Source organism: Pseudomonas sp. MYb541 (assembly GCF_037479595.1).
In the GTDB taxonomy this organism is placed as follows: domain Bacteria; phylum Pseudomonadota; class Gammaproteobacteria; order Pseudomonadales; family Pseudomonadaceae; genus Aquipseudomonas; species Aquipseudomonas canadensis.
Map to the genome: position 1 here is coordinate 82,508 of NZ_JBBGYS010000005.1, position 12,880 is coordinate 95,387.

The following is a 12,880-nucleotide window of genomic DNA, read 5'->3' on the forward strand; positions in this document are numbered from 1 at the left end:
GCAGCGGCGATTTGGCGGAGCCTTTGCAGCGCGCCAGATGCTAATAATTATCAATTGCGCACATCTACCCCGATGTGATCTGATTCGAGCCGTATCCGGTCAGCCAGGAGATTTACGATGTCAGCCGTTCAAGGAGGCGCAGGGGAGCCGATGCCGGTCTCGCGAATCATTACGGGAGGATATGGAAGCGACCTCGGGCCAGGGGCGCACTGTCGCGTCACCCGCGTGTCGCTGCAGGACGGGCTTGACATCGTGCGGTGGCAAAGCACGTTCGAACAGCCGATCGAGTTGCCCTTGCAGGACGACAGCGATTGCATCCATTTCAGTTTCACCAACCTGCTCAAGGGCAAGGCCTCGTGCAGCTTTCAAGAGGGGCGTCGGCAACGGCGCTATGCGATTGACGAGGGCGCCGGCAGCATCAGCTTTGGTCGTTGCCGCCACGGTCTTTATCACCAGCACGGCGAAATCGATAACATCACTGTGATGATTCGTCCTGAAGTGCTTGAGCAGTGGGAGCTGAAACTCGACCCACTGCTGAACAAAGCGTTGGCCTGTGACCATTGCTTTCTCGATGGCCATCGCAGTGGCGAAATGAGCGCGACTGCGCACCTGCTCGGCACCGCCATGGACCAGGGTGCCGGATTGCCCCCGGCCCAGCCGCGCAGCAGTCTGTGGCTTTACGGGCAGAGCGTTACGCTGGTGAGCTTGTTCCTGGAAGTACGCCAGGACGCCGAGTGTACCTGCCGCGTCAGTAACACCGATCGCCAACGGCTGGTGCGTGCCCGTGAGCGTCTGCTTGAAGACCTGGGCAAGGCACCGAGCCTGTCTGAGTTGGCGCGTGAGTCCGGGTTGAGCCAACCCAAACTGACACGCGGGTTTCGGCAACTGTTCTTCAACAGTGTCTATGGCGTATTCCAGCAAGCACGCATGATCCAGGCACGCAGCCGCTTGATGAGCGGTGATGACTCCGTGATGCGCATCGCCTCGGACCTGGGCTACGCCAATGCCAGTCATTTTGCGACAGCGTTTCGTAAGCAGTTCGGAATCAACCCGTCGACGCTCAAGAATGGCGGGAGGAGCAAATCACTGGGTATTAATGCGTCGTGAATGAAGATGTGCCTAAGCGCACTGATTTCGTTTGACGCACGGGCGGATGCGGCATGGAGCTGAAGTCAAGCATTCACTAGAGGCTATCGGGGTCCCCAAAAAACATTTTGACTGGGCTCTAGCACGGTAGTCGCAGCCTGAAAAAAACGAATTATGCCCCCAGTTATGCCCCCAGTTGCGCGTAGTGTTCGAGCGATCGCGAATGGCGATTTCTGGCACGGACTTGGGTGGCTTTGGCTGGTATTCAGTGCGCCTCCGTATACTGGATTAGCAACCCGTATCTGGCAAACCCTTGCTCGTCCGGAAGAGGATATGGGTAATGAGTCGATATCCTTAAATGGTGTTGTTGGGTCTTTCTCTCTGCACCTATCCTGAAATTGACTCCAGAGATGCTCGTGCTCTGCGTGATGTTGCCAGGGCTCTGGATGCTAGGGACGTTGATCCGCATGTCCATCGGCAGTTGCAGCGTAATGCGAGGCGCCTAGGCACGGAAAACGCCTACGAAGCGGTTGTTCAGCATTGAAAGCGGTGGGCAAAATTGAACATCGTGTTTCTTGTCGTGGATCTCGATATTCCGGTCGGGGCCAGAGCATCGTGCTTCAATTGGCCGCCGAATCGGCTGGCAGCGGGGGAGGGGCTCAGGTTGCGATGTAGAGGGGGCGCCTACCTTTGCTGTTCATGGCCGGTTAAACTGTTGTGCCCGGTCGGTGATCAGTCGTTCGGCAAGTGCAACTGCACTTCCATGGCGTCATGAAGGAGTCGGACGACCTCGATCAGGGCGTCATTTGCCACACGATAGAACACGATATGGCGTGGGCTTTTGACCCTCCCATGGGGGTGTTTGACCTGCTGGCGTGAATAGGTGAGGTGATAGCTGCGAAGGCCCGGTGCAAGCTCATCACGGTCGTGGCTGCCAATGCAATAAGGAGTGCTGGCAAGAGCTTGCAACGCCGTGAGTATCAGCGCCTGGTAGCGCTGCCGTGCTTGATCGCCGAACTGCGTCTGGGAGAGCCTGAGGATGTCGACAATGTCGGCGCGCGCCGCGTTGGAAATCCGATACTGCGGCATGCTCAGTGTTTCTCGCTCGCGAGAGTGGTGGCCTCCAGGCTCAAGCCCTCTAGGTAAAGCTCCAGATGCCCTTCGTTCAATTGAGTAAAGCGCCCGTGTTCAAGATCCATGATGCCGATCGAGGTCGCCAGACGCAGCGCCTCAATTTTGGCAGTGTCTTCGGCGACGCGCTGCTCCAGTAAACGCAAACCTTCTCGCATCACTTCGCTGGCATTTTGATAACGGCCGGACTGGACCAGGTCTTGGATAACCTGTTCTTGGTGAGGGGTGAGCACAACGTTTCGCGTCGCCATCATTAGCTCCAACTCTGGGCAAACATATTGTTTCGATCGTTGGCATATTATGCCATTTTACATAAACTCAGGGAGTTTGGGATTTGTATCTGACGAACTGTAAAGTGTGGGGTCATCCTTTGCGCCGAACAGATGGCCCGGACTGTATGCGCACAAAGTCCAAGCAAGGCTGTCGCATGCGGGACGTCGTGGACAGCTTAATTAGTGTGGGCCTCGGGCCTTCAGTTTTGCCAAGCCTTGTTTGATGTGTCCGGCGTTCTCTCCAATCGTTTGTAGCGCGCCGCGGATATTGTCGCCTGTGTCCGTCGTACCCTTGCGCTCAATCCACAACGTCAACTCCATCACCGCCGCCTCTAAGGCGAACTGGTTTTGGTACAGACGCTCAAGGACATCAGGCAGTGAATATTCAGTGGGTATTGTTTCGACTCCAATGAAGGAGCCGAAAGCGTAGCAGCGGGGGAGGCGGATGTCCCGAGCCACCCGTGAGTTAAGTGAATGAAACGGTTTAGAGTGAGGGTCAGCATTCGCCAAAAACTGCCGTTGCGACAGGCAGCAGACGGCCAAAAGCTGACGTCACCCAAGCCGCTTCCGCTAACGTAGGACGGTCAGCCTGGGTGTGCAAGGTGACATCGGCAGACGCTTACCGAGGTACTTCAGCATCATGTAGATGTCCTCATTTTCGGTGGCGATCACCAGCAACCCCAGCGAATCGAAGCCGTGCGTTATGCGCGGGCCACGTCCGCACTGGAAGGCATTCGACCTACTGAACTTCTGCTCAAGCTGCAGACCCTATTCCTTGGAGGCGAGATCACGATCGAGGAGTCCAACGCTGAGGCGCGACGGCACTACGGTTTGCCCGTTCTGCCTGAGCCCCTGTCACGCCGTGGTGCATTACGAAGTTGATAATCTAGTGCCATACTCAAGGAACGGCGTTCGATGTATGTTTCTTTTAAAACAAATATTGGGAAGGGAAAAGTTATGAGTAGCGAAAATCCGAAAATTGAAGTTGTGGGGCCTAAAGGGACATATCAAATTTGCCTCAAGTCGGGTGCAACTGTTGTGCTAGATGGAGTTGAGCTGTGTACATATGCGCCTATCCCAAATCCTCCAGTTCCAGTAGAACCGCAGTATTTTTTCTTCCAGAAAGAGGGGGTGCGTGTCAGCTTTACGGCACATTTTGTGGGTAAAAATACACACGGAGAGAAGCCGCTGGATGATGTTATTGACGCGATTTTCCGTCTGAAATGATCTGAATGGTTCCCCGGCGCTTATCGCTGAGCAAGCGCAATGCCTTCGGCTTCTGTCCCGGCGCCCTGGAGGCACTCGACGTCGAAATAGAGGAAACGATCGACTTCCTACTCAATCATAGCTCTCGCCCAGGAACGGCGTTCGACGTATTTTCCTGGTCACGCCACACGCGGAACGCGTCCAGCAAATCGCCTTCCGGCCAGCGACCTTTCTCGACCCGCTCAGTAAGGCTGAATCGCCCCTAATTTCGTAGACACGCCGAGTGACCGCTTCTGGCCGATAGCGGCCTGTCATGGATGCCCCTCAACGCCAAACATGTTCAATGCGTTTCATGCCGTCGATGCCAGACCATAAGCACAGAGCAGACAACCGCTCGAAAATTCGAGCAATCGACTTAAGAGACAGTGGCTAGCCGAAGGGCCCGAGTAGGTTTAGAACGCTGACAATGCCCCGAGCAAGAGGCCAAGAGGTGAGCCTTTTGACGCACTGATGCGTAAGCCAGCACAGCAGGCGTACCGAACGTCAGGACTCCGCCCCTGGCGGATAGCCGAAATACGCCTTATACGCATGGTTGAAATTGGCAGGGTTGGCGTAGCCCAGGCGGTGGGCAATTTGTGCGACGTGCCATTTGCGCTGGCGCAGCAGGTTGCGGGCCAGTTCCAGGCGCTGTTGGCGCACGTAATCGAGCATCGACTGGCCGTACACCCGGCTGAAGGCGCGTCTCAGGGTGGTTTCACCCACGCCCAGTTCCCGTGCCAGCGCCAGAGTGCCGGGTGGGTTCATCAGGTCGGCGTCGAGCTTGAACCGTGCTTCATGCGCCAGGTCCGAGTGGCTGCGCAACCAGGCCATAGGGTTGGCCGGCTGTGGCGCCAGGTGCGTCGCCAGCTCGATCAGCACGGCCAGGCTCAGGCTTTCCTGATTCAGCCGCTCCAACGTCCCCTGGTAGGGCGAGTGATAAAGGCGCTCGAACAAACGCCCGACGACACGGCAACCGTGCAGTTCTGAAAAGTGCATGCCATCGTCGAGCAGCCTGGCCAGCGATTGCAGTGACGGGTCTTCTTCGGCCAATTCGCGTAAGTAGTCGCCGCCGATGCGCAGCCCGGCCATGCGCGCACGGCTGCCGGCGGGCATCTGGTCCATGGCTTCCATGCTTTCGCTCAAGCCCAGCACATGAGGCGCGCCGGGGGTGTATTCATTTAGCCGACCGTCTACCCGATGCTGCCATTGCCCACCCAGTACCTGCACGATGCATACGCTGTCGGGCAGCACCTTGTGGATACGTAAAGGTTCGGGGAACTGCAAATCGCAGTCGAAATACTGCAGGTGCGACCGCACCGTCTGAGCGCGGTAATGGCCGATCGCGCTGCCGATGACCTGCCGCGCGCTGGCATCGAATACACCGGCCTCGTCCAGGGCCTCTGGGTGATCGAAGCAGAAGTGGGTGTCCAGATAGGGGTTGCGGCGGTCCATTGGTAAAAGCGTCCGTCAGAGCGGGTGGGCAGCGTTGCATGATATCGACATCGGGTAGCCCGATCAGTTGTTGTGACCCACGGCCTTATTGTTGTGCGCCACGGCCGGACCGCTTGGCAGGCGCCGGCGCTTTGATTTCAATGCTCGGCTTTTAACTGTCGAGGAAGCCATAAATGTTGATGTATCGCAAGTGGGCAGCGCTGCTGGGCCTGGTTCTGGCCGTGATCGCGGGCCTCGCCCAGGCTGAAAACCGCCCGGAAGCCGCGGAAAAAGTGCTGGCCTATGCTGGCGAAGGCGGCGTGAAAGTCTGGACCCTGCGCATCGGTGCGCGCAATGACAATCAGGCGCTGGTGCAGTTGGAGGGTGTGGACCACGACTGGAACATGAAGATCCAGAAAATGGCCGTGGAAAAGACCAGCAAGGACACCCGCTATTTCACCACCGTGGACGGCCGGAAATTCGTGGTGTTGGTGCTGCAACAAGGTTGGGGCGAGCTGTACCTGCCTGGCGAATCGCAGGCGCTGAATGTCGGCTATGACGAGTTCCTGTCCAGCCAAGGCAATGCACAGGCTTTCCTGACCGACTATTTGCAGGCCAACTGAGCCATGGGCCGATTCGCGCGGTGGTCGTGGCCGCTGACGATGTTGCTGCTGCCGCTGGTACTGATGGGCTGGGCCAGTGTGCAAGGCGGGCGGGTCGATGACGTGCTGCGCGAAGCACAGGGTATGGGCAGCCACTACGTCTGGCTGCGCGTGCGTCAGGTGCTGGCGGGGCTGGCCTACTGGCTGGCCCTCGCCGCGTTGGTGGCCGGACCTGCGACGTGGCTCAAGCTGAGGCTGGATGCCTGGCGCGCGCTGAAGTCCAGGGATTTTCTCTACGACCGCCTGTTCCTCTGCTGGCGTGCCTTGGGGCATTGGCTGGTGGCGTACACCGGGCTGTTGGTGGGCGCGTTGGCCCTGAGCCTGGTGTATGAACTGAGCTGGGGCTGGGACCACTTCAAGGCCGGTGGCGCGTTCATGCTGGTGGTGGCGGTGCCGCTGATTGCGGTGCTGTGGGCGGGATGTTTGTTGATCGGGCGTCTGCGCCAGCGATGGCATGCCCTGGATAGCCCGTCCTCGGCGCTTCTGGGGCAAAGGATCGGGCGTGACAAGGCCCCGGCCTTGTGGGCGTGGATTGAACAACTGGCCACAGCCACCTGCGCGCCGGTGCCCGACCATATCGTGGTGGGCATCGACCAATCATTTTTCGTCACCAGCGTCAATGTGGCCCTGCAACCGGCCTGCGACTTGCTCTGCGGGCGTACCCTGTACCTGCCGCTGACCTACCTCTCGACCCTGAGCCAGGCCGAGACCGCGTCGATCATCGGTCATGAGCTGGGCCATTTCAGCCGCCGCGACACCGAGCGCGGCAGCCAGATCGGTGCGCAATTCAGCCTGATGTGCCTGCACTTTGCGTTTATCCGTGCCGAGGATGCCGACCCGGCGTGGATCGAGCGCCCGGCGATCTGGATGACGCAACGTTTCCTGCATTACTTTCAACTGGCGGTGCATCACTGGGGACGCGCTCAGGAATTGGTCGCGGATCGGGTGGGCGGCAATATCGGCGGTGAGCGCCTGTTCTGCCAGGCGCTGTTACGGGTGATCGCGTTGGACGGTGAAATCGCCACGCTGCTCGCCGAGCATCACTCCAACCTGATCCAGGCGCTGGCCGACCACCTGAGCCACACGCCGCTGCGCCTGAACGAGGCGGCGCTGAACCACGCCATCGCGCACCCGTTCGATACACACCCGCCGACGGCACTCCGCCTACAGCAACTGGGCGTAACCCTGGATGACGCGCTGCTGGCCGAGGCCACCCGTGTACCCACCGAACACGACCGACACTGGTTCAGCCAGCTCACCCATACGGCGTCGTCGGCTGCCACGCAGCCCGTATCACCGCCGATACCAACCGTCCAAAGAGAATGACCCATGACCCAACCTTCCGATCCGCTGTCGGATCTCGCGAGCTCACTCAGCCAGGAATATGCCGAATCCCGCGACGCCCAGCGCGAACGTGCGATGGCCGAACTCGAGCAGGTTATCCAGCGCGTCCCCGAACAGACCGAATTCACCAACTCGCGCCGCTACAAGGTGCGCAGCCCGCTGTTTTTGCTGGTTGCCCTGGGCTTGCTGGGGTACGCCCTGAATAGCGGGTCCACCAGCCTGGCCGTGTGTGCTGCGGTGATGGCGGTGGTGTTTGCATTGATCACCTGGCAGCACCGCAACGCCGGGCAACACGTGTTTATGCGTTTGACCCGCCGCCAGCTGTTTGCGGACACCCTGAGCGCACCCGTGGATCTGCTGGACATTGTCGACGTCTCCATCAATGACGAAGGCTGGCTGACGGAGCAGAAACTGATGTTGCGTGCCGATGCGCCCCTGCCTGTTCATCGCTCCGCGCGACAGATATTCGGCAACCAGGCCATGGCCCTCAAAAAGCCCCAGCCGCAGATCCGCATCCTGTCTGCCGGCCTGGTGCATGAAGGCATCACCCTGGATTGCGACCAGATTGCACACATTCTCAACGCCTATTGCCAAGCCGCCCACGCACAACGACAGCTTGATGCGCTGCGCCAGGGCACTCGGAGCGATTCCTGAGCGGTTGTACGGTGAAATCTGGGTCATGAAATCAGGGTCGGACCACACTTCAGATAGTGGTGGCCTGACCCCGTTTGTATGGCCCCGCATGTATGCGATGGGCAAGGCCGATAGACAGGGCATTTCACATACGCAGCATCGATTCACCGTCCATTCCGCAGGGAGGATCGAATGTGCCATGCCATCCAATCAGCGGGCGCCCAAACGAATCTGCGTAATACTTGGCTTCGCTGGGAATTTGTACCACTCCTCCCGCATAGGCAACGAGCATCAACGTACTCGCTCGATGCTCATTCGCCTCCTGGAAAAGGTTACTGCTGGGCAGCAGAGCTGGGTTGGACGGAACTGACCACAAGGAGCGATCCTCAAAGCTTGACCGATCCAGTAGAAGAGCGAGTTCACTGTGTCCATGCTCCCGAGCCACCTCAATTGCGGACTTCCCTTTGGCGTTCTGCCTGGCAGCTGAACCCCCAAGGCGAATGAGTTCAACGCATGCAGCCTCGTGCCCGAAATAAGCGGCTTGGTGCAAGAATGTCCAGCCGGAGGAGGGCGCCTGGTACAGGCTGCAAAGCCGGCCGAGCAAAGGCTCTTGCATCCACTGCGACATAACGCTGTCCCAGTCTCCATTTTTGGCCTGCTCGTAGATTTGACTTATCAGATAGTTCAGAGCGCTCATGCGTTTACGACCTATGATCGACAGTGTGGTTCTAATCGGGATCAGGTTGCGCGGGATTATCTACGATGGAGGTAACGCTGCGACATATCAGTTTTTCATGTGTTTAAAGTCTGCCCCCTTTTTTTATTGCCGATTGTTCATTACGGCAATTCTGTTGTGACTGACGGCCATGCAATAGGTATGAGCAAATAATTCTGTCCTAATAGGCTTTTACTGGTTCAAAGGCGTCTGTCTGATGATACGAAGCACTTTCATATTCCTTTTGGCTGCGGGCATTGGCTGCGTCCACGCGGCCGAGAAGGTGCCGTTGGCGCGCGAAATCAAGGACTGGATTATCGGCTGCGATAACACACGAACATGCACGGCCATCAGTGCCGTGCAGCAGCGCGATGACACTGGTTTTTCAACGTTCAGCGTACGAATCACACGTGAAGCCGGCCCGCAGGGCGCCTTGCATGTCGGGGTGTTCAGCTACACGAAACCCCTCGGCCAGCCAACACTTGATGACGAACCGCTGAAGTCTCAATTTGAGCCTGGCGAACTGAAAGAAGGCGATACACCCGAGGTGTTTGCGCTGAACGGTAAGTCAGCCCAAGCCCTGATCACAGAATTGCGCAACGGGAACTACCTGGTACTGCCGTTCAAGGAGGATAAATCGTACGCATCGCTAAGCGGGATGAGTGCGGCGCTGTTGCTGATGGACTCGGTCCAGGGGCGGGTCGGCACGCAGGACGCCCTGATCTCCAAGGGGCCGGCGCCCGCTGGCAGCGTGCCGCAAGCCGCTGCCGCTCCGCTAGCGCCAAGTTGGCAGGCACCTGCCGTGCTGACGCCGGACAAAGCAAAAGAGATCACGGATGCCGTGGTGGTCGCCACGCGCAAGGACTGGCAGGAAGATCTGAATGAAGGTGTCGTGCCAAAAGCCAAAGCGTATGCCTTGAGTTCAGATCAAGCGCTAGTGATCATCGAAACCGGCTGTGGGGCCTACAACTGTTTCTACACTATTTACCAGGCGCCTCTGGAACACCCGGAGCAGGCGCGTGCGGCGCTGATCGCCGAAGTGCCAAACCTGCCGGAAAGAGAGCCCCAGGGCTTCGTAGAGTTTGATCCGGCCACGGGTGAACTAAACAGTCAGATAAGGGCGATGAGTATGGGCAATTGTGGCACTGCGCTGCGCTGGCGTTACGATGGTAACGGTTTCACGCTGACGCATGCGGCTGAAATGATCCCGTGCATGGGGCTGGATCAGGTGTATTGGCCTGTGTTGTGGCGTACCCAGGCAAGCCGCTGATACTGTCGGATATCCCCCCATGCTGACGTTCCTGATTGATCCGAGCAGTGACACATTGGTTGCCTTGGAATGGTCAGGCCGTCGAAAGAGCAATCGCTTTTTCTAAGACGGCTTGTAACATCTTCTCCGGTGATTGTGCCTTGTTGAAGACGCTCGGTGAAAATTTATCAGCGTCGTTTTCAGTCGATTGCCTGAGAAGGGCGAGCGGCCCCGATTGTTCTAACTGCTCTTGGTAAAGATTTTTTATACTGTCCCTAAAGCCATCAGGGTATGCCGCTTTCTCGACCGCTGGAAGATCATCGAAATAGTCCATGATGCCTTTGAAGATTTCACTGTTGTCACCGCCGTTCGTGATATTGGCGTACAACTTGGAAAAATAGGTTTCATCCTGCTTACTAAGCTCCCCATAGGCAGCATATCGTTCTGCATCCGTATAGGTTCCTGAATCGTCATAAACAATATTGCTTAGCCCGTTTCGAGCCATACCTTCAAATGGGTTTGGAAGTTTTTCCGGAGGGAGTTTAGAAAGCCCAATTGCGTAATCCAGTGACTGCTGACCTAACGCCAAACGGGCAGGGTCGTCTGTTTTGGGAAGCAGGCCCTCATTATTAAGATTCCCGCCAGCAATCCGCTGCCCGAAATTGTATATATCGCTCTGACCTTTTGCATATTGTCCTTTTAAATCCTTATTGGACATAGAGGCTTGTTTATCATCAGCCTTACTTAATGCGTACAGTGCCCGTGCAGAATCGGAGATTGTGACGGTCTCCGTCGTCTTGAGGGCGACATCCCCTGAAGGTAAATTTACAGGGTTGGACGAAGGCGGCTTCTCTTGTGTAGACACTTTTGCCTGTGTGCTTGCTTGATACGATTTAATCGAAACATCCATGGTGATACTCCATACGATGGAGATAGATCGAGAGCTATCTCCAGCTAGGGTGCCTATACAACTGTAGGATTATTTGATTTCAAATTCGACAGTGTAGTTATAGGGAGGCGCCGATTGAATTGCTGTGATAGTGGCATTGCAAGTAGCCATATTAGAACCAGTGCTTGTGCCCATTTTAGTCCAGCTAGGAGCTTTAGTCGTTGGATTGACTTGGTGGCTTGCTGCAAAACGACATTTCTTATTACCTGACGTATAGACGAAACGCATTCCTGACACCGTATCCGCCACACTGGTCAGGGCAAATGTGGTCGTTGCAGACGGCAGAATCATACTTGGGGAGGGGGCTACACTCCCTGAAAAGTACTCGAAAGTGTAGGCGGCTGGACCGGTCGTAGAGTTCTTTACCTTGACGGTGACGATTATGCCTGCCTGGGCAGATGCAATCATAGAGGTGAATAGAGTTGCTGCCCCGAACAGTTTAGCGAATCTCATAAATATCCCTTTAATTTGATAATCACTATGACTCTTGTACTTGCGCGTCGTCTTGTATAGAAAAGACAGCAAGACTCAACCTCTATAACGGCAGGTGACCAGAATTCTTTAAGCCAAGGGTTGCGTTTTGGACACATCGGATGAATAACGAATTCACAACCTGCGGGAACTAATACATATCCAGCCTGCAACCCTTCAATTTCAATAGCTTGCGCAGTGGTCCTGGTTGCCGCTGCCGGCTATCACCATAGTGGCGAGGAACTGCGCAGCGAGAGTCCTTATCACTGCTGCTGACCCTGCCAGCAAACCTTCCGCTTCACCCCAAAGGCGGGCCAGGACTATGAACTGATTCTGTTGGACGGTGGCCGGTGCCTGGTCGCGTTGTAGGGCTTGAACCCGGCTGGCCAAGCTGAAAACAAGCCTGTTGAAAAGGCAGAGCTTGCGTACGTCGAGGTGCATCATATCCAGCTAGCAGGCTGGGCCAATCGCCGGAACATTCTGACGAACATAATAATTGTCGAATTCACTGCTTTCGACGAACTGGAAGCCATGGCGGGTATAAAAGCGATTGGAAGCGCTTTCCTTGAGAGCACCCACTTTAATAGGAAGCGCAGCTGCATCCGCCTCTTTGAAAATCTGCGTGAGAACAGCGGACCCCACCCCTGATCCTTGCGAGCTCGGCCTTACATACAAGTGGTCTAGCAAGAGTTCATTGTGGTGATGTTTGACCACTACGAAACCCACCCTCTCTCCAGATACCTCGATGTAACGTGTGCAGCGAGCTTCAAAACCGCTAAGAAACCGCTCCCGCGCACGGACCGGATCAAACCGCCCAACACTCTCCAGACTTTCGCGCATGGCCTCAATTCGAATGGCTACCAGATTATCCAAGTCGCTTTGTTGAGAGGGGACCAAAGTGATGGGGGAATTTTGATTGGGTGTGACGGGCATATGGTGTGCTCCAACTACCATCCTGGGAGCTCAGTATAGAGAGTCTGATACTGATATAGCGACCCGCATGGTATGTTCACGGCATAAATGGAGTAATGGACCCCAGGAAGGAAATCGCAATGCCAATCGACACCCACCCAATCCGCATTCTCTCGCAACGCCTTAGTATTGAGCCCTTCTGCGAGCAGGACGCTGCTGAGTCTTTCCCTTGTCTCACACCGTCTCTGACTCGCTACATGTCCTGGGAGCCGCCTGCCTCGCTAGAAGAGTACGCGCAAGTCTGGGAGCAGTGGCTGCCTGCGATAGCGGATGGCAGCGACATCGTGTTCACGGTCAGGGAACTGGTGAGTGCCCGTTTTACCGGCTTGGTCGGGCTGCACCATACCGGCAGTGAAACACCGGAGTTGGGTATCTGGATCCGTGAAGATAAACACGGGCTGGGCTTTGGTGGTGAAGCGGTGCGGGCGGTTGTTCAGTGGGCTAGCAAGCGGGTGGCGGCAAAGCACTTCATCTATCCTGTTGCGACGCAGAACCGTGCGAGTCGACGTATTGCCGAAGCTTTGGGGGGAGTTGTCATTGAGAGGCGGACGTTGGAGAAATATGATTCGGTTGTGTACCAGATACCGGGGTTAAACTCTGGGTAACAGGTTTGCCGATTGTTGTCCTTCACGAATGGCAGAAACCGGCCAAAAGCAGTCACTGCGCGGATGCTGAATGGGAAGCGGTGAGCGTCTGGTGTGATGTGAGTTCGAATCTCTC

General features: G+C 56.5%; 15 protein-coding genes. 7 read left to right on the plus strand and 8 right to left on the minus strand.

Going from position 1 to position 12,880, the window contains the following annotated elements:
• Window positions 1–117 precede the first annotated feature (117 nt).
• Window positions 118–1,107 carry a helix-turn-helix domain-containing protein gene (locus tag WH299_RS04595; RefSeq protein ID WP_073859997.1) on the plus strand — a complete coding sequence of 330 codons (990 nt, stop codon included), beginning with the start codon at window positions 118–120 and terminating at the stop codon, window positions 1,105–1,107.
• Between the two features lie 711 nt (window positions 1,108–1,818).
• Here the strand turns inward: WH299_RS04595 and WH299_RS04600 are convergent.
• The 3 genes from WH299_RS04600 to WH299_RS04610 all read right to left on the minus strand — a co-directional run bounded on the left by WH299_RS04600 (window position 1,819) and on the right by WH299_RS04610 (window position 2,885).
• Window positions 1,819–2,175 carry a type II toxin-antitoxin system RelE/ParE family toxin gene (locus WH299_RS04600; RefSeq protein ID WP_046036275.1) on the minus strand — a complete coding sequence of 119 codons (357 nt, stop codon included), beginning with the start codon at window positions 2,173–2,175 and terminating at the stop codon, window positions 1,819–1,821.
• A 2-nt stretch (window positions 2,176–2,177) separates the two neighbouring features.
• A complete protein-coding gene (locus WH299_RS04605; RefSeq protein WP_046036276.1) occupies window positions 2,178–2,468 on the minus strand; it encodes a type II toxin-antitoxin system ParD family antitoxin in 291 nt (96 codons plus the stop codon).
• A gap of 201 nt (window positions 2,469–2,669) precedes the next feature.
• The gene (locus WH299_RS04610; protein WP_046036385.1) at window positions 2,670–2,885 is read right to left on the minus strand and encodes a hypothetical protein; all 216 of its coding nucleotides are present in this window, start codon (window positions 2,883–2,885) and stop codon (window positions 2,670–2,672) included.
• Between the two features lie 519 nt (window positions 2,886–3,404).
• Between WH299_RS04610 and WH299_RS04615 the strand changes: the two genes are divergently transcribed.
• On the plus strand, window positions 3,405–3,716 hold the full coding sequence (locus tag WH299_RS04615) for a hypothetical protein (RefSeq protein WP_126570205.1): 312 nt from the start codon (window positions 3,405–3,407) through the stop codon (window positions 3,714–3,716).
• Window positions 3,717–4,238: 522 nt separating this feature from the next.
• Here WH299_RS04615 and WH299_RS04620 read toward each other — a convergent pair.
• A complete protein-coding gene (locus WH299_RS04620) occupies window positions 4,239–5,186 on the minus strand; it encodes a helix-turn-helix transcriptional regulator (protein WP_099491913.1) in 948 nt (315 codons plus the stop codon).
• Window positions 5,187–5,359: 173 nt separating this feature from the next.
• Between WH299_RS04620 and WH299_RS04625 the strand changes: the two genes are divergently transcribed.
• The 3 genes from WH299_RS04625 to WH299_RS04635 are packed head-to-tail and all read left to right on the plus strand — an operon-like array spanning window position 5,360 to window position 7,825.
• Window positions 5,360–5,788 (plus strand): hypothetical protein, encoded by a 429-nt coding sequence (locus WH299_RS04625; protein WP_099491914.1) that lies wholly within the window; start codon window positions 5,360–5,362, stop codon window positions 5,786–5,788.
• Window positions 5,789–5,791: 3 nt separating this feature from the next.
• Window positions 5,792–7,153 carry a M48 family metallopeptidase gene (locus WH299_RS04630; protein ID WP_256591515.1) on the plus strand — a complete coding sequence of 454 codons (1,362 nt, stop codon included), beginning with the start codon at window positions 5,792–5,794 and terminating at the stop codon, window positions 7,151–7,153.
• 3 nt (window positions 7,154–7,156) lie between these two features.
• A complete protein-coding gene (locus WH299_RS04635; RefSeq protein ID WP_256591518.1) occupies window positions 7,157–7,825 on the plus strand; it encodes a hypothetical protein in 669 nt (222 codons plus the stop codon).
• A 124-nt stretch (window positions 7,826–7,949) separates the two neighbouring features.
• Here the strand turns inward: WH299_RS04635 and WH299_RS04640 are convergent, their stop codons facing one another.
• On the minus strand, window positions 7,950–8,501 hold the full coding sequence (locus tag WH299_RS04640) for an ankyrin repeat domain-containing protein (protein WP_099491915.1): 552 nt from the start codon (window positions 8,499–8,501) through the stop codon (window positions 7,950–7,952).
• Between the two features lie 235 nt (window positions 8,502–8,736).
• Here WH299_RS04640 and WH299_RS04645 point away from each other — a divergent pair, with 235 nt between their 5' ends.
• Window positions 8,737–9,789 (plus strand): DUF1176 domain-containing protein, encoded by a 1,053-nt coding sequence (locus WH299_RS04645; RefSeq protein ID WP_099491916.1) that lies wholly within the window; start codon window positions 8,737–8,739, stop codon window positions 9,787–9,789.
• Between the two features lie 73 nt (window positions 9,790–9,862).
• On the opposite strand, the gene WH299_RS04650 is transcribed toward WH299_RS04645, so the two are convergent.
• From WH299_RS04650 to WH299_RS04660, 3 genes are all read right to left on the minus strand, one after another.
• The gene (locus WH299_RS04650) at window positions 9,863–10,678 is read right to left on the minus strand and encodes a hypothetical protein (protein ID WP_339549716.1); all 816 of its coding nucleotides are present in this window, start codon (window positions 10,676–10,678) and stop codon (window positions 9,863–9,865) included.
• 69 nt (window positions 10,679–10,747) lie between these two features.
• Entirely contained in the window at window positions 10,748–11,242 is a 495-nt protein-coding gene (locus WH299_RS04655) for a hypothetical protein (RefSeq protein ID WP_256591520.1), read from the minus strand.
• Window positions 11,243–11,638: 396 nt separating this feature from the next.
• The gene (locus tag WH299_RS04660; RefSeq protein WP_099491919.1) at window positions 11,639–12,121 is read right to left on the minus strand and encodes a GNAT family N-acetyltransferase; all 483 of its coding nucleotides are present in this window, start codon (window positions 12,119–12,121) and stop codon (window positions 11,639–11,641) included.
• A 119-nt stretch (window positions 12,122–12,240) separates the two neighbouring features.
• Here WH299_RS04660 and WH299_RS04665 point away from each other — a divergent pair, with 119 nt between their 5' ends.
• Window positions 12,241–12,765 (plus strand): GNAT family N-acetyltransferase, encoded by a 525-nt coding sequence (locus tag WH299_RS04665; protein WP_099491920.1) that lies wholly within the window; start codon window positions 12,241–12,243, stop codon window positions 12,763–12,765.
• Window positions 12,766–12,880 lie beyond the last annotated feature (115 nt).